We start from the raw sequence: 15,160 nt of genomic DNA, 5'->3' as shown, positions 1-15,160 counted from the left end.
CCAATCGAAGAGGTTCATCGTGAGCGCGACAGGAAATACGAGACTTCTGGATCTCCTGGGCATCGAGCTGCCGATCATCCAGGGGCCCATGGCCCTCGCGACGACACCGGAGATGGTGATCGCCGTGAGCGAGGCCGGCGGGCTCGGCTCGCTGGCGGGTGCCCAATACAACGAGGCGGGACTGCGCGCAGCGCTCGACAAGGTGCGGGCCGGCACGCGGCGGCCGATCAACGTCAATTTCTTCTGCCATACGCCGCCGGCCGACGATCTGGCGCGCCAGGCGGCCTGGCTCGCAAGGCTGTCCGGCTATTATGCCGAGGCCGGGCTCGATCCGGACATGCCGAAGACGCCGGGCGGACGCACGCCCTTCGACGCCTCGCTCGCGACTGTCATCGAAGAATATCGGCCCGAGGTGGTCAGCTTTCATTTCGGCCTGCCCGCACCCGAATTGCTCGAGCGGGTGAAGCGCACCGGCGCCAAGGTCATCGCCTCCGCCACCACGGTGCCAGAGGCGCGCTGGCTCGCCGAGCACGGCGTCGACGCCGTCATCGCCATGGGCGCCGAGGCTGGCGGCCATCGCGGCACTTTCCTGACCGACCGGATCTCCGAGCAGGTCGGCACCTTCGCGCTGGTGCCGCAGGTCGTCGATGCCGTCTCCGTGCCTGTCGTCGCGGCGGGCGGCATCACGGACCGGCGCGGCGTCAGCGCCGCCTTCGCGCTCGGCGCCGCCGCCGTCCAGGTCGGCACCGCCTATCTGTTCACGCCGGAAGCGAGCATCTCGCCGATCTACCGCAAGGCCCTCGGCATGAGCGAACGGCCGACCGCGATCACCAACCTGTTCACCGGCCGGCCGGCGCGCGGCATCGTCAACCGCCTGATGGCGGAACTCGGACCGCTGTCGGGGCTTGCGCCGGCCTTTCCGACTGCCGGCACGGCGCTGGGGCCGCTGCGCAGTGCAGCCGAGGCGGCGGGGCGCGACGACTTTACCCTGCTTTGGGCCGGCCAGGCCTTCCCGCTTGCAAGACCAATGTCGGCGGCAGCTCTGACACGGACGCTGGCGGGCCTGGGCGCATGACGGTATCGGAAGGCTCGTGGACAACCATTGCGCGCTGCGGGATCGGCGCGTTGCAACCGAAGGCCGGATGCGCGGAGGTCCGCCTGCAACGATGTCGCCGCAGGTCGCCCTTGAATAGCGGCGCATGCCATGCGCATCATCGACGATCGTCAGCATCGGCGCGCCGGCCCATACCAGCAATGGCGATGCCAATGGCGCCCGCATCCGGAGCCGACGGCCTATGCCAAGCGCTTCACCGGCCAGTACGCGCACCCGCCATCCAAGCGCTGCATCGGCACAACTCGGCGCAGGAGGTGACACACAAGTTCGCCAAGGCAGCGATAGATGACGCCGGGGGCGATCAGGCCCTGGCGGACATGAGCGCGTAAACACACTCAAGACATTCGCAAAGGGAGGAGTCCGATATGAGCGACACTCTGCAACACAGCGAACCTGCGGGTGGAGCGGCCAAGGTGCCCGGTGTTGACCTGAAGCTCGAGGTCGTCGCCATCCCCGTCGCGGATGTCGATCGTGCGAAGCGCTTCTACGGCGGGTTGGGCTGGCGGCTGGATGCCGACTTCCGGGTCGGTGACAGTTTCCGCGTTGTGCAGTTCACGCCGCCGGGCTCGCCTGCCTCGATCCACTTCGGCACCGGCATTACTGCGGCTGCGCCCGGCTCGGCCAGCGGTCTCTATCTCGTCGTCTCGGACATCGAGATCGCGCGCGCCGAACTCGTCAAGGGCGGCGCCAAGGTCAGTGAGGTCTTCTACCGGACGGGGCCGGGCCAGCCGGCACTCAGCGGCCGGGATCCAGAGAGGCGCAGCTATCGCTCATACGCAACCTTCACCGACCCGGACGGCAATGGCTGGCTGCTGCAGGAGATCACCCAGCGCTTGGCCGGGCGCCTGGATAGCGGCAACACCGTGTTCGCCTCGCCAGGCGATCTCGCTGCTGCGCTCAAGCGCGCTGCGGCCGCTCATGGCGAGCACGAAAAGCGTACCGGCGAGCACGACGAGAACTGGCCGGAGTGGTACGCCGACTTCATGGTGGCCGAGCAGAACGGCGCGCCATTGCCGAGCTGAGCCGCGCCGCCTGGCACGAGGCCGGCGGCCCACATGAATGCGCCCGCGTTTGCTCTCGCAGCAAGGATGGAGGCTCACGCCATGGAGCAAAGCTTCGACGCCATCATCATCGGGGCCGGGCAGGCTGGCCCTTCCCTCGCGGCACGGCTGACCGCTTCGGGGATGAAGGTGGCCTTCGCCGAGCGCCACCTGTTCGGCGGCACCTGCGTCAATACCGGCTGCATGCCGACCAAGACACTCGTGGCAAGCGCCTATGCCGCGCATCAGGCCAACCGCGGCGCCGAGTACGGGCTCACGATCGACTGCCCGATCCGGATCGACATGGAGCGGGTTCGGGCCCGCGCCAACACCGTCACGATCAATGCCCGCACGGGCGTCGAGACCTGGCTGCGCGGCATGGACGGGGTGACAGTCTTCCTGGGGCATGCGCGTTTCGAAGGCCCTGACCGCGTCCGCGTCGACGAGGCCCTTCTGCGAGCGCCTCGCATTTTCATCAATGTCGGCGGGCGTGCGAGCGTGCCGGACATGCCGGGCGTCGAAGCGGTCGACTACCTCACCAACACCTCCATTCTCCGGCTCGGCACCGTCCCGAAGCATCTGGTCGTCGTGGGCGGGAGTTATATCGGCCTTGAATTCGCGCAGATGTATCGGCGCTTCGGCGCGGAGGTCACGGTCGTCGAGAAGGGGCCGCGGCTGATCGCGCGTGAAGATGAGGACGTCTCCGATGCCATCCGGGAGATCCTGACGGACGAAGGGATCGCGGTTCGCACGAACGCGACCTGCATCGCATTCAAGCCGCACCCGGACGGCGTGGCTGTTGGCGTCGATTGTACCGCCGGCGCCCCCGAGGTCGTCGGCTCGCACGTCCTGCTGGCGGTGGGCCGCCGGCCGAACACCGACGATCTCAGCCTCGACAGGGCCGGCGTGACGACGGATGCCCGGGGCTACGTCACCGTGGACGACGGCCTCGCCACCTCCGTTCCCGGTATCTGGGCGCTGGGCGACTGCAACGGCAGGGGTGCCTTCACCCACACCGCCTATAACGACTTCGAGATCGTCGCGGCCAATCTCCTCGACGGCGCGAGCCGCCGCGTCAGCGACCGCATCCCCGCCTATGCGCTCTATATCGACCCGCCGCTCGGCCGTGTCGGGATGACCGAGACCGAGGCCCGCAAGACCGGGCGCCCCCTGCTGGTCTCCAAGCGGCCGATGACGCGGGTGGGCCGCGCGGTAGAACGGGCCGAGACCAAGGGGTTCATGAAGGTCGTTGCCGACGCCGACACGAAGCGGATTCTCGGCGCCGCGATCCTCGGCATCAGCGGCGACGAGGCGATCCACGGCGTCCTGGACATGATGAACGCCGGCGCCCCCTACCCGACCCTGCAATGGGCCGTGCCGATCCACCCGACCGTCTCGGAGCTGATCCCGACCGTGCTCGGCGATCTGCGGCCGATCACTTGAACCATGGCCTTGGTGCAAAGGGGGCCCACTGACATGAGGTGACACCGAGTCATCGCTTCTGTGTGATCCGTCCATGGCAGCTGACCGCCGGGGCGACCGCAACTGTCCGAACGCGGAGGTATCTCGATGGCCGACGCATTGCCGGAACCGCTCAGGTCAACGGCCGGCACACTCCGGCAGTTCTCGAGCCTGCACGATTGGCGGCGGCAGGTTGCCGATCTCTATGCGACCGTCCGCTCCATGCCGGGACGCGAGGGCTGGGAGCACTGGCGCAGCACGCGCGACCGGCTCTTTCGCGAACACGCCCAGTCGCCGCTCCCGCCGGAACGGCGCGCCGGCTTCCGCGGCATCGACTGCTTCCCTTACGACCCCGCACTGCGCTTCGATGTCGGCCTGCAGAGCACCGGCGATCGCGAGGCGATCGACATCCGGCTCGGCGAGGACGAGGCGGTCCGGCTCGTCCCGTTCGCGCTTACCGACGGATTAAGTGCCGCGCTCGGCAAGGAGCTCACACTCTACTGGATGACCGGCTATGGCGGCGGCCTCTTCCTGCCCTTCGGCGACCTGACGAACCGCGACGAAACCTATCCCGCCGGGCGCTATCTCCTCGACACGATCAAGAGCGCCGACCTCGGCAAGACCGATGACGGCCGGCTGATCCTCGATTTCAACTTCGCCTACTTTCCATCCTGCGCCCATTCCGACGCCTGGGTGTGCCCGCTCGCGCCGATTGAGAATAGTTTGCCGGCAGCCGTCCGAGGCGGGGAACGGAACCCGCCGCCCACCGGATAGTTCGCGCATGAGCCTATCGGTCACCAGCCACCACGGCAGGGCAATTTCCTGCGCTATCGCTTGCACCGGCCGCCCCGCTTGCTAGCCTGTCATCCACCGACGCTCAGGAGCTTACCGCCATGCGTCCCATCTCCATGCTCTTCGCCGCTGCCGCGCTCATCGTCTCATCCGTGACGGCCGTCACGGCCCAGACCATCAAGATCGGCTCGAAGAACTTCACCGAGCAGTTCATCGTGGCGGAGCTTTATGCCGCCGCGCTGGAGAAGGCCGGCTTCAAGGTCGAGCGCAAGATCAATCTCGGCGGCACGCTGGTCGCGCATGAGGCTCTGAAGAGCGGCGCGATCGATCTCTATCCGGAATATACCGGCACCGGCTTCAACGCGGTGATGAAGGCGACGACGACCGAGACGGATCCCGAGAAGGTCCGTCAGATCGTCAAGGCCTACTACGAAAAGGAGTTCAACCTGACCTGGCTGAAGCCGTCGAACATCAACAACGGCTATGCGATCGTGGTCCGGCCGGAGACGGCCAGGGAATACAACCTCAAGACCCTCAGCGATCTCGGCAAGGTCGCGAACAAGCTCAGTCTCGGCGCCGGCACCGAATTCGTGGACCGGCGCGACGGCCTCGCCGGGCTGAAGGAGGTTTATGGCGCCGAGTTCCGCGAGTTCAAGCAGTTCGCAGCGTTGCGCCTGCGCTACGACGCGCTGACGCAGAAGCAGGTCGACATCGCCAACGGCTTCTCGACCGACTGGCAGATCGCGGCCGAAAAGTTCGTCGCGCTCGACGACGACAAGGGCCTGTTCCCGCCCTATTTCCTGGCGCCTGTCGTTCGCCTGGACATCGCGAAGAACGAGAAGGTGGTCGCGACCCTGGAGCAGGTGAACGCGCTGCTCGACAACGCCGTGATGCAGGAGCTCAACCGGCAGGTCGAGGTCGACAAGAAGGAGCCGCGCACCGTCGCGGCGAACTTCCTGAAAGCCAAGGGTCTGTAAGCGTTCGGCCCCGGCGGTCCTCTCATGACCTGGACGATCGAGAACTACGACCGCCTGCTTCTCGCGCTCTGGGAACATATCCAGCTCGTGGGAACCGGCCTCCTGATCGCGCTGGCGATCGGCCTGCCGCTCGGCGTCTTGTCCGCGCGGCGCCCGCGTCTGGCGCTCGGCGTCCTCCTGGTCGCCGGCGGGCTCTACACCGTGCCGGCCCTGGCGATCTTCGCGCTGCTCATTCCCTATCTCGGCCTCGGCTTCTGGCCGGCCATCGTGGCGCTCGTCGCCTATGCGCTCCTGATCATCATCCGCAACACCGCGACGGGCTTGCGCGAAATCCCACCGGACATCCTCGATGCGGCGGATGGCATGGGCTACGGCAAATGGCGCCGCCTCTTCGCCATCGAATTGCCGCTGGCGCTGCCGGTGATCATCGCCGGCATCCGCATCACCGTGGTGACTCAGGTCTCGGTCGCCACCGTCGCCGCCTTCGTCAATGCCGGCGGGCTCGGCGACATCATCTTCCAGGGCATCACCCAGGACTTCGGCGAAAAGGTCGTGATCGGCGCCGTCGTCACCTCGGCGCTGGCGATCTTCTGCGACGAGAGCCTGCGCAGGTTCGAGGTTTGGGTGCGCGCCCATCAGGCGGAGCAAGCCTGATGTTCGGCTGGATCTCGGCACATCCGCAGAGCTTCGTCTCCGCGATCCAGGACCATCTCTGGCTGAGCGCGACATCCCTCGCCGCCGTGCTGCTGATCGCCCTGCCCGGCGGCCTTGCCCTGACCCGTCATCGCAGCTGGGCTCAGCCCGCCATCGCGCTCGCCAACATCCTGAGGACCGTGCCTTCGCTGGCGCTGCTCGTCCTCATGCTGCCCGTCCTGGGAACGGGTTTCCCGCCCTCGGTCGTGGCGCTGACGCTCTATGGCCTGCCGGCCCTGCTGCTCAATACCTATACCGGAGTGACCGGGGTCGATGCCGACATCGTCGACGCGGCGCGCGGCCAGGGGCTGTCCGATGCCCAGTTGCTGAGGCGGATCGAGATCCCCCTCGCTCTGCCCGTGATCTTCGCCGGCATCCGCACCGCGGCCGTCCAGATCGTCTCGGCTGCGACGCTGGCCGCGTTCATCGGGGGCGGCGGGCTGGGCGAGCTGATCACCAGCGGCATGGCCAACTTCAATTTCCCGCAGCTGATCGCCGGGGCCGTCGCGGTCGCAGCCCTGGCCTTCGCGACGGAGATTTTCTTTGCGGGCCTCGAGCGGCTGACAACCCGCCGCCTGCAAACGGAAAGCGCATGACAATCCGGCTCGAACAGATCAGCAAGCACTTTTCCGGCGCAGCGCGCCCGGCCATAGACGGGCTCGATCTCACCGTCGAAACCGGCAAGCTTTGCGTCCTGATCGGCCCGTCCGGCTGCGGCAAGACCACGACGATGCGGATGATCAACCGGCTGATCGAGCCGAGTTCAGGCCACATCTTCGTCGGCGACCGCGACGTCACCCAGGCAGACCCGGTCGAGCTCAGGCGCCATATCGGCTACGTCATCCAACAGGTCGGGCTGTTCCCGCATATGACGATCGCCGAGAACGTGGCGACCGTGCCGAAGCTGCTCGGCTGGGACACCTCCCGCATCAGGGCTCGCAGCGAGGAGATGCTGGCGCTCGTCGGCCTCGACCCGGCGCAGTATCTGCCGCGCTACCCGCGCCATCTCTCGGGCGGGCAGCGCCAGCGCGTCGGCGTGGCGCGGGCTCTGGCCGCCGACCCGCCGGTGATGCTGATGGACGAGCCCTTCGGCGCGGTCGATCCGATCGCCCGCAGCCACCTCCAGGATGAGTTCCTGGCGATCCAGAAGCGGCTGAAGAAGACCGTGATCTTCGTCACCCACGACATCGACGAAGCCATCCGCATGGGCGACGTCGTCGCGATCATGCGCGACGGCAAGCTCGTCCAATACGACACGCCCGATCGTCTGCTCGCCGCACCGGCCGACGATTTCGTCGCCGATTTCGTTGGCGCCGACCGGGCGCTGCGCCGGCTCTCACTGGTCAACGCCGCCGACGCCGTCGAGCCGGGCTATGCTTCCGATGGTTTCGAGCTTCCCGGCTCCCTTCCGCTCCGGGGAGTGCTGTCGGCGCTGCTCGCGGAAGGCCGCGACGCCGCGACCATTGTCGACGAGCACGGTCGGCCCATTGGTCAGGTCACGCTGGCGGCGCTGCGGGCGCGCTGTGCCGGTCACCCCATTGCCGCGAGCGAAATGACCTGAATGAGTGCGGCGCAGGGATCGGTCGGGAGCCGACCGTTGCGGAGGTCAATGCCGGACGAGCTCAGCGCAGCCTGCATCAATGCGCCGGCCGCGCCCCGGCGGTGTCGTGGAGACGCGGCAGGAACCAGGCGAGGAGGCCGACCAGCGGGATGAAGGAACAGATCCTGTAGACCGTCTCGATGCCGAGGATATCCGCGAATCCGCCTAGCAACGCCGCCGCCAAGCCGCCGAGCCCGAAAGAGAGCCCATAGAAGAAGCCCCCGACGAGCCCGACGCGGCCGGGAAGCAATTCGAGCGCGTAGATCAGGATCGCGGCGAAGGCGCTCGACATGATGAGGTTGATCACGACGGTCAGAACGCCCGTCCAGAACAGATCGGCATAGGGCAGGATCAAGGTGAAGGGCAGCGCGCCCAGGATCGAGAACCAGATGATCTTGTTGCGGCCGATGCGGTCGCCCAGCATGCCGCCGCCCAGAGCGCCCACAGCCGAGGAGGCGAGGAACAGGAACAGCATGACCTGCGAATTCTGCACGGAGATGCCGAACTTGCCGATCAGGTAGAAGGTGTAGAACGAGGTGAAGCTCGCGGTATAGGCGTTCTTCGAGAAGAGCAGCACGATCAGGATCGTGATGGCGAAGGCGACCGAGCGGCGGCCGGGCCGGGCGGGCCGGGCGCCTGATGTTGCAGCGGGCTTGGACGGACGCGCACGGTCCAGCCGGGCATAGCTCGACGCCGTCCAGATCATCAGCATCATCGCGACGAGCGCCGCAACCGAGAACCAGGCGAGGCTCCCCTGCCCGCGCGGCACGATGATGAAGGCAGCAAGCAGCGGTCCGAGCGCGCCGCCTGTCTGCCCGCCGACCTGGAAGATGCCTTGCGCAAAGCCGTGCTGCCCACCGGAGGCGTTGCGCGCCATCCGGGTCGCCTCSGGGTGAAAGATCGAMGARCCRATGCCGACGCAGGCTGCCGACAGGAGCAGAAGCCCGTAGCTGCCGGCATAGGAGAGGCCGATCAGCCCGGCCAGCGTGAAGCCCATGCCCGCAACCATCGAATAGGGCATCGGGTGCTTGTCGGTATAGAGGCCGACGGCCGGCTGCAGCAGCGAAGCAGAGACCTGGAAGGTCAGCGTGATCAGGCCGATCTGGCCGAAGTCGAGGCGATAGGCCTCCTTGATGATCGGATAAATCGCTGGGATCAGCGACTGGATCATATCGTTGAGCAGATGCGTCACGCTGAGCGCGATCAGCACCGGCATCATGGCACGCTGAGGCAAGGAGGCGGTCTGTGCGCTGGTGGTCATCGCGGAGCCTTCCAGCACGCGCGGCCGGAACGATTCCTAACCGGCATGCAGAATGCGCTCTAGACGATCTCCGGGACGCAAACAATTTCGTAAGCCGGCGTCACGGCGATGCAAATAATGCATGCGCCAGCCACAAAGCGGCCGCATGGAGCGGACCCTGGACCTCCAACGCTGCGCGCGCAGCGCGAGCCTCCCGTTTCCCCCGCGCAGGAACGTGTGGTCAGGCTTGGCGCCGCTCTTGTCTCCGCATGAATTTTATCTTCAAGTTCGGCCCGTCACCTAGCCGACAGTCGCAACGTCCAGCGTCGGCACGATATGGATTGCTGGGACGGCGGGTTGCGAATGGTTTCGGTAGAGCTCAAGACCGTTTCGAAGAGCTGGGGCGGAGCCGCGGCCGTCGATGCCATCAGCTTCACCGTCGCAGGCGGCAACCTCGTCGCGCTGCTCGGCCCTTCCGGCTGCGGCAAGTCGACAACCCTCAGGCTGATCGCCGGGCTTGAGGACACCAGCAGCGGCACGATCTCGATCGGTGGCCGCGACGTCACGCATGCCTCGCCCTCGCGACGCGGCATCGCCATGGTGTTCCAGAACTACGCGCTGTTTCCGCATCTGAGCGTGGCCGAGAACATCCTGTTCGGGCTCAAGGTCCGCAAGGTCTCCCGCGCCGAGCGTGACGAGCGCCTGGCCCGCGCCGCCTCGATCCTCGGGCTCTCCGCCCTACTCGAACGCAAGCCCTCCCAGCTCTCCGGCGGCCAGCAGCAGCGCGTCGCACTGGGCCGCGCCATCGTCGCCGAGGCCCCGGTCTGCCTGATGGACGAGCCGCTCTCCAATCTCGATGCCCAGTTGCGCGTCGAGATGCGCCGTGAAATCCGGGAGCTGCAGCAACGCCTCGGCATGACCATGGTCTATGTCACGCATGATCAGATCGAGGCGATGACGATGGCCGATCAGGTCGTACTGATGCGCAACGGCAAGATCGAGCAGGACGCCCCGCCCGATGTGCTCTACGAGAACCCCGAGACGATCTTCGCGGCCCGCTTCGTCGGTACGCCGCCGATGAACGTGCTGCCGCTCACCGCCGTGCAGGGGCGCGGCGGCGCGCTGACCCAGCCTGTTGGCCTCGATCCGGCGGGGCTTGCGGTCGGCATCCGCCCGGAGATGATCGAGATCGGCGACAGCGGCGTCGCGGCAGAAGTCGTCGCGGTCGAATATCTCGGCTCGGACACGCTGATCGAGACCCGCGTCGACGGCCATTCCTTCATCGTCAAGCGCCCCGGCAAAGTGCGTGTCACAGCCGGCGAACAGATCTACATCACGTTGTCACAATCGGCGCTGCACTGGTTCGATCTGGCGTCGGAACGAAAGGTGGTTCGGGACTGAACCGGCCGCGCGAGTCGGACGCTCGAACCATCCCAGCAAGGGAGAGAGGACATTATGGACAGGCGTGAATTCCTTGGCGGCACCGCCGCTCTCGCGGGCGCGACCGCCCTGCCCGGCATCGCCCGCGCGCAGAGCACCGAGCTTTCCTTCTTCTACCCGGTCGCCGTGGGCGGGCCGATCACCAAGCTCATCGACGCCTATGCCGCCGGCTTCGAGAAGGAGAATCCCTCGGTCAAACTGAAGCCGATCTATGCCGGCACCTATCAGGAGACCATCGTCAAGGCGCTGACCGCGCACAAGAGCGGTAATCCGCCGGTGCTCTCGGTGCTGCTCTCGACCGACATGTTCACGCTGATCGACGAAGAGGCGATCGTTCCCTTCGACGACTTCGTCAAGACCGACGAGGACAAGAAGTGGCTGGCCAGCTTCTTCCCCGGCTTCATGGAGAACAGCCAGACCGGCGGCAAGGACCCTAACGAAAAGAAGACCTGGGGCATCCCGTTCCAGCGTTCCACGGTGGTGCTCTACTGGAACAAGGAGCTTTTCAAGGAAGCCGGGCTCGACCCCGAGAAGCCGCCGAAGACCTGGGCCGAACAGCTCGAGTTCGCGCAGAAGCTGACCAAGCGCGACGCCGCCGGCAACGTCACGCAATGGGGCATCCAGATCCCATCCTCCGGCTTCCCTTATTGGCTGTTCCAGGGCCTTTCGACCCAGGCCGGCGCAATCCTCGCCAACGCCGCGGGCGACAAGACCGACTATGCCAATCCAGGCGTCGTCGAGGCCCTTCAGTACTGGGTCGACCTCGCGCAGAAGTATAAGGTTCACCCGCCCGGCATCGTCGAATGGGGCACCACGCCGCGCGACTTCTTCGAGAAGAAGGTCGCGATGATGTGGACCACCACCGGCAACCTCACCAATGTCCGCGCCAATGCCAAGTTCCCCTTCGGCGTCGCGGTTCTGCCGGCCGGCAAGAAGCCGGGCAGCCCGACCGGCGGCGGCAATTTCTACCTGTCGAAGAAGGCGACCAAGGCCGAGCAGGAAGCCGCCTTCAGGTTCGTGCGCTGGATCACCACGCCCGAGCGCGCCGCCCAGTGGAGCGCAGATACCGGCTATGTCGCGGTGACACCGGCCTCCTACGAGACCGAGGCGATGAAGAAATACGTCGCCGATTTCCCGCAGGCGCTGGTCGCGCGCGACCAGTTGCCGAGCGCGGTCGCCGAGCTCTCGACCCATGAGAACCAGCGCGTCACCAAGGCGCTGAACGACGGGCTGCAGGCCGCGCTGACCGGCACCAAGACGCCGCAGAAGGCGATGGAGGATGCCCAGGCCGAGGCCGAACGCATCCTGAAGCCGTACCGCTGACCCGGACACCGAACTCTCGATGACGAACCGCGCGACCGCGACCATTCATGGCTGGCTGCTCCTGCTGCCCGCCATGGCGTGCCTGGCCCTGTTCACGCACTGGCCCGCGGTCGCGAGCTTCATCGAGAGCTTCTATTCGACCCCGAAAGCGCGCCGCCCGGCGCGCTTTGTCGGGCTCGACAACTATCAGCAGATGCTGGCCGACCCGATCTTCTGGAAGGCGCTGAGCAACAATTTCTGGTTCGCGCTCGGCACCATCCCGACCTCGATCGCGCTGGCGCTGCTGATGGCGGTCTGGGTCAACGACAAGATCGCGGGGCGGACGCTGGTCCGCATGGCCTTTTTCACGCCGACGATCCTGCCGATGATCGCGGTCGCCAATATCTGGCTGTTCTTCTACACGCCGCAATACGGGCTTCTGGAACAGATCATCGGCCTGTTCGGCGGCCGCTCGACCAACTGGCTGGGATCGCAGGACACCGCGCTCTACGCCATCACCGTCGTCGCGATCTGGAAAGAAGCCGGCTTCTTCATGATCTTCTACCTCGCGGCGCTGCAGGCGATCCCGCCCAGCCTCGGCGAAGCGGCTGCGATCGAAGGCGCCTCGCGCTGGACTTTCTTCCGGCGCATCCAGTTCCCGCTGCTGATGCCGACGACGCTGTTCGTGCTGATCAACGCAGTGATCAACGCCTTCCGCATGGTCGACCATATCGTGGTGATGACGCGCGGCGGGCCGGACAACGCCACCACGCTGCTGCTCTACTACATCTATCAGGTCGGCTTCGGCTTCTGGGACACGGCCTACGCGGCGACGCTGACCTGCGTGCTGCTGGTGCTGCTCGCGCTGGTCGCGTTCGTCCAGTATGGCTGGCTCGAACGCAGGACGCACTATCGATGAGCGCCCCGACGCGCACAGACCCTTACGCGCCCAAAGGCTTCTCGCTCACGCTGGAATCCACCGGCGCGATCCTGCTCGCACTCATCTGGGTGCTGCCGCTGGCCTATGCCGTCTGGGCCGCGTTCCACCCGGCCGAATACACCACGCGCTTCGTACTGACTGCGCCGCTGACGCTGGACAATTTCACCCGCGCCTGGGCCGCGGCGCCCTTCGCCCGCTATTTCCTCAACACCTTCATCCTGGTCACCATGATCCTCGCCTTCCAGCTCGTGCTGGGGACGCTCGCAGCCTATGCGCTGGCGCGGCAGGATTTCTGGGGCCGCGACGTCGCCTTCGTGCTGATCCTGGCGCAGCTGATGATCATGCCGGACGCGCTGATCGTCGAGAACTACCGCACGCTGGCCAAGGTCAACCTGATCGACACGATCCCGGCGATCGCCCTGCCCTACATCGCCTCGGCCTTCGGCATCTTCCTGCTGCGGCAGACCTTCAAGACCGTGCCGAAGGAACTGGACGACGCGGCGCGCGTCGAGGGTGCGAACCCGCTGCAGGTGCTGATGAGGGTCTATGTCCCGCTCGCGAAGCCGACCTACATCGCCTACGGCCTCGTTTCGGTCAGCTATCACTGGAACAACTTCCTCTGGCCGCTGCTCGTCACCAATTCGGTGGAGTCACGGCCGCTGACTGTCGGCCTGCAGGTCTTCTCCTCGGCAGACCAAGGCATCGACTGGGCGATCATCTGCGCGGCGACACTGATGACCTCGGCGCCGCTGCTCGTCGGTTTCCTGCTGTTCCAGCGCCAGTTCGTGCAGAGTTTTATGCGCGCGGGCATCAAGTGACATCGAGGCTGATCCGTTGAAGCTGATCACCTGGAACATTCAGTGGGCACGCGGCGTCGACGAGCGCGTCGATCCACGCCGCATCATCGACCACGCCCGGCAGATGGCCGATTTCGACGTGCTCTGCCTGCAGGAGGTCGCGGCCAACTTCCCCGACCTCGACGGCAACGACCGCACCGACCAGTTCGCCCTGTTCAGCGAGCTCCTTCCCGGCTTCACCGCGATCGAGGCTGTTGGCGTCGATGTCCCGGATGGCGAGGGCGGGCGCAAGCGCTTCGGCAACCTTCTGCTGACGCGGTTGCCGGTAGCGCAGGCGCTGCGCCACCTGTTGCCCTGGGAAGCGGCGGCGACGCGCAACATGCCGCGCGTGCTGGTCGAGGCGATGGTCGAGACACCCTTTGGGCCGATCCGGGTGATGACGACGCATCTTGAATATTCCTCTTCCATGCTGCGCACCGCGCAGGTCGAGGGCATCCGGCAGGTTCACCGCATGGCCGCTGCGCGACAGGCGACGCCGCGAGCGCCCGGTCCGCACACCTATGCTCCGACGCCTAACGCCGCGAGCGCGATCCTGACCGGCGATTTCAACATGCGCCCGGATGATGCCGGGCTGGCGCAGTTGCTCGCGCCGTTCGAGGGCGATGTGCCGCCGCTGGTCGATCTCTGGCCGGTTCTGCGCGGCGACGCGCCGCATCCGCCATCGGCCTTCATCTGCGACCAGACCTACGGCCCGCCCGGTTGCCTCGATTATGTGCTGGCGACGCCGGATCTCGCCGCACGGGCGCGCTCCATCGTCTACGACGTCGAGACGCGGGCCTCGGACCACCAGCCGATCCTGGTCGAGTTCGACCTCGGATGATCTTCACCCGGCAGGACCACGACCGGCTCCATGCGATCCTGAGCGAGGCGGCTCGCCGCGAGGTGATGCCGCGCTTTCGCCGGTTGGCTGATGGCGACATCCGCGCCAAGCAGGCACCCGGCGATCTGGTGACGGAGGCCGACGAGGCGGCCGAGCGCTTCATCTGCGCCGAGCTGGCGAAGGCCTTTCCGGGCGCGGCGCTTGTCGGCGAGGAGGCGGTGACCAAGGACCCCGCCCTACTCGGGCAATTGGCCGATGCCGATCTCGCCTTCGTCATCGATCCGATCGACGGCACGCTCAATTATGCCAGCGATCTCTCGCTCTTCGCGGTGATGGCAGCCGTCATCGTCAAGGGCGAGATCGCCGCCGCCGTGATCCATGATCCGGTCGCGGATGACAGCGCCATGGCGCTGCGCGGCGAAGGTGCATGGCTAAGGCGTGCGGATGGCTTCAGCCGCGACCTACGCGTCGCCCCGGCCGTCCCGACGCGGCACATGAACGGCATGGCGAGCTGGCAGTATTTCCCGGAGCCGATGCGCGGCACGCTTCCGGGCCGCTTCCCGGCCTTCCTCGAAGTCGGGTCGCTGCGCTGCTGCGGCCAGGAGTACCGGCTGGCCGCTGCGGGACGCTGCCAGTTCCTGCTCTACGGCGTCCTCAACCCCTGGGACCACGCGCCGGGCGTGCTGCTCTACGGCGAAGCCGGTGGCCATGCACGACTGCTCGATGGCCGGCGCTATTCCGCAACCGAGCGCCCGGCCGGGCTGCTCTGCGCGCCCGACGCGGAAAGCTGGAAGGAAATCCGCCGGATTCTGCTCGACTGAACAGCGCCCGCCCATGATCAGCGGGCCTACAGGCACTTTCCGAACGAGCCATCCCATCCGCGA

General features: G+C 66.5%; 16 protein-coding genes. 15 read left to right on the top strand and 1 reads right to left on the bottom strand.

From position 1 onward, the window contains the following. Positions 1–19: 19 nt before the first annotated feature. The 9 genes from AC1DEZ_RS11550 (at position 20) to AC1DEZ_RS11510 (ending at position 7,638) form a co-directional block, all read left to right on the top strand. Positions 20–1,075, top strand: coding sequence for an NAD(P)H-dependent flavin oxidoreductase (locus AC1DEZ_RS11550; protein ID WP_441511470.1), 1,056 nt, complete (start codon positions 20–22; stop codon positions 1,073–1,075). A 129-nt stretch (positions 1,076–1,204) separates the two neighbouring features. Further along, positions 1,205–1,372 carry a hypothetical protein gene (locus AC1DEZ_RS11545; RefSeq protein ID WP_441511469.1) on the top strand — a complete coding sequence of 56 codons (168 nt, stop codon included), beginning with the start codon at positions 1,205–1,207 and terminating at the stop codon, positions 1,370–1,372. Between the two features lie 107 nt (positions 1,373–1,479). Then, positions 1,480–2,136 (top strand): VOC family protein, encoded by a 657-nt coding sequence (locus tag AC1DEZ_RS11540; RefSeq protein WP_441511468.1) that lies wholly within the window; start codon positions 1,480–1,482, stop codon positions 2,134–2,136. An 81-nt stretch (positions 2,137–2,217) separates the two neighbouring features. Next, entirely contained in the window at positions 2,218–3,597 is a 1,380-nt protein-coding gene (locus AC1DEZ_RS11535) for an FAD-containing oxidoreductase (RefSeq protein ID WP_441511467.1), read from the top strand. A 126-nt stretch (positions 3,598–3,723) separates the two neighbouring features. Next, on the top strand, positions 3,724–4,389 hold the full coding sequence (locus AC1DEZ_RS11530) for a DUF1684 domain-containing protein (protein ID WP_441511466.1): 666 nt from the start codon (positions 3,724–3,726) through the stop codon (positions 4,387–4,389). Between the two features lie 119 nt (positions 4,390–4,508). Continuing rightward, entirely contained in the window at positions 4,509–5,384 is an 876-nt protein-coding gene (locus AC1DEZ_RS11525; protein WP_441511465.1) for a glycine betaine ABC transporter substrate-binding protein, read from the top strand. Positions 5,385–5,408: 24 nt separating this feature from the next. Next, positions 5,409–6,038 (top strand): ABC transporter permease, encoded by a 630-nt coding sequence (locus AC1DEZ_RS11520; RefSeq protein ID WP_441511464.1) that lies wholly within the window; start codon positions 5,409–5,411, stop codon positions 6,036–6,038. Continuing rightward, positions 6,038–6,673, top strand: coding sequence for an ABC transporter permease (locus AC1DEZ_RS11515; protein WP_476779701.1), 636 nt, complete (start codon positions 6,038–6,040; stop codon positions 6,671–6,673). Before AC1DEZ_RS11520 ends, AC1DEZ_RS11515 begins: the two co-directional genes overlap by 1 nt. Next, positions 6,670–7,638: an ABC transporter ATP-binding protein gene (locus tag AC1DEZ_RS11510; protein WP_441511462.1), complete on the top strand. Its 969-nt coding sequence runs from the start codon at positions 6,670–6,672 to the stop codon at positions 7,636–7,638. The genes AC1DEZ_RS11515 and AC1DEZ_RS11510 overlap by 4 nt, the downstream gene beginning before the upstream one ends. Positions 7,639–7,714: 76 nt before the next feature. On the opposite strand, the gene AC1DEZ_RS11505 is transcribed toward AC1DEZ_RS11510, so the two are convergent. Further along, positions 7,715–8,938, bottom strand: a complete 1,224-nt coding sequence (locus tag AC1DEZ_RS11505; RefSeq protein ID WP_441511461.1) for an MFS transporter — start codon at positions 8,936–8,938, stop codon at positions 7,715–7,717. Between the two features lie 342 nt (positions 8,939–9,280). On the opposite strand from AC1DEZ_RS11505, the gene AC1DEZ_RS11500 reads away from it, so the two are divergent. Genes AC1DEZ_RS11500 through AC1DEZ_RS11475 form a run of 6 tightly spaced genes read left to right on the top strand, consistent with a single transcriptional unit; the run spans position 9,281 to position 15,097 of the window. After that, positions 9,281–10,318: an ABC transporter ATP-binding protein gene (locus AC1DEZ_RS11500; RefSeq protein WP_441511460.1), complete on the top strand. Its 1,038-nt coding sequence runs from the start codon at positions 9,281–9,283 to the stop codon at positions 10,316–10,318. Positions 10,319–10,372: 54 nt separating this feature from the next. Beyond that, on the top strand, positions 10,373–11,680 hold the full coding sequence (locus tag AC1DEZ_RS11495) for an ABC transporter substrate-binding protein (protein ID WP_441511459.1): 1,308 nt from the start codon (positions 10,373–10,375) through the stop codon (positions 11,678–11,680). 19 nt (positions 11,681–11,699) lie between these two features. Beyond that, positions 11,700–12,578, top strand: a complete 879-nt coding sequence (locus tag AC1DEZ_RS11490) for a carbohydrate ABC transporter permease (protein ID WP_441511458.1) — start codon at positions 11,700–11,702, stop codon at positions 12,576–12,578. Further along, positions 12,575–13,417 (top strand): carbohydrate ABC transporter permease, encoded by an 843-nt coding sequence (locus tag AC1DEZ_RS11485; RefSeq protein WP_441511457.1) that lies wholly within the window; start codon positions 12,575–12,577, stop codon positions 13,415–13,417. Before AC1DEZ_RS11490 ends, AC1DEZ_RS11485 begins: the two co-directional genes overlap by 4 nt. A gap of 16 nt (positions 13,418–13,433) precedes the next feature. Then, positions 13,434–14,276: an endonuclease/exonuclease/phosphatase family protein gene (locus AC1DEZ_RS11480; protein WP_441511456.1), complete on the top strand. Its 843-nt coding sequence runs from the start codon at positions 13,434–13,436 to the stop codon at positions 14,274–14,276. Continuing rightward, positions 14,273–15,097 (top strand): inositol monophosphatase family protein, encoded by an 825-nt coding sequence (locus AC1DEZ_RS11475; RefSeq protein WP_441511455.1) that lies wholly within the window; start codon positions 14,273–14,275, stop codon positions 15,095–15,097. Before AC1DEZ_RS11480 ends, AC1DEZ_RS11475 begins: the two co-directional genes overlap by 4 nt. Positions 15,098–15,160 lie beyond the last annotated feature (63 nt).

It is taken from the genome of Allobosea sp. 10L422 (assembly GCF_056395345.1).
Note: the sequence above shows the minus strand (reverse complement) of the source record. Positions and strands in the feature narration are given on the sequence as shown.

What these genes read in the sequence shown, in the direction of transcription:
- AC1DEZ_RS11545 (WP_441511469.1), top strand. Translation starts at nt 1,205, where the DNA reads ATGCGCATCATCGACGATCGTCAGCATCGGCGCGCCGGCCCATACCAG.
- AC1DEZ_RS11540 (WP_441511468.1), top strand. Translation starts at nt 1,480, where the DNA reads ATGAGCGACACTCTGCAACACAGCGAACCTGCGGGTGGAGCGGCCAAG.
- AC1DEZ_RS11535 (WP_441511467.1), top strand. Translation starts at nt 2,218, where the DNA reads ATGGAGCAAAGCTTCGACGCCATCATCATCGGGGCCGGGCAGGCTGGC.
- AC1DEZ_RS11530 (WP_441511466.1), top strand. Translation starts at nt 3,724, where the DNA reads ATGGCCGACGCATTGCCGGAACCGCTCAGGTCAACGGCCGGCACACTC.
- AC1DEZ_RS11525 (WP_441511465.1), top strand. Translation starts at nt 4,509, where the DNA reads ATGCGTCCCATCTCCATGCTCTTCGCCGCTGCCGCGCTCATCGTCTCA.
- AC1DEZ_RS11520 (WP_441511464.1), top strand. Translation starts at nt 5,409, where the DNA reads ATGACCTGGACGATCGAGAACTACGACCGCCTGCTTCTCGCGCTCTGG.
- AC1DEZ_RS11515 (WP_476779701.1), top strand. Translation starts at nt 6,038, where the DNA reads ATGTTCGGCTGGATCTCGGCACATCCGCAGAGCTTCGTCTCCGCGATC.
- AC1DEZ_RS11510 (WP_441511462.1), top strand. Translation starts at nt 6,670, where the DNA reads ATGACAATCCGGCTCGAACAGATCAGCAAGCACTTTTCCGGCGCAGCG.
- AC1DEZ_RS11500 (WP_441511460.1), top strand. Translation starts at nt 9,281, where the DNA reads ATGGTTTCGGTAGAGCTCAAGACCGTTTCGAAGAGCTGGGGCGGAGCC.
- AC1DEZ_RS11495 (WP_441511459.1), top strand. Translation starts at nt 10,373, where the DNA reads ATGGACAGGCGTGAATTCCTTGGCGGCACCGCCGCTCTCGCGGGCGCG.
- AC1DEZ_RS11490 (WP_441511458.1), top strand. Translation starts at nt 11,700, where the DNA reads ATGACGAACCGCGCGACCGCGACCATTCATGGCTGGCTGCTCCTGCTG.
- AC1DEZ_RS11485 (WP_441511457.1), top strand. Translation starts at nt 12,575, where the DNA reads ATGAGCGCCCCGACGCGCACAGACCCTTACGCGCCCAAAGGCTTCTCG.
- AC1DEZ_RS11475 (WP_441511455.1), top strand. Translation starts at nt 14,273, where the DNA reads ATGATCTTCACCCGGCAGGACCACGACCGGCTCCATGCGATCCTGAGC.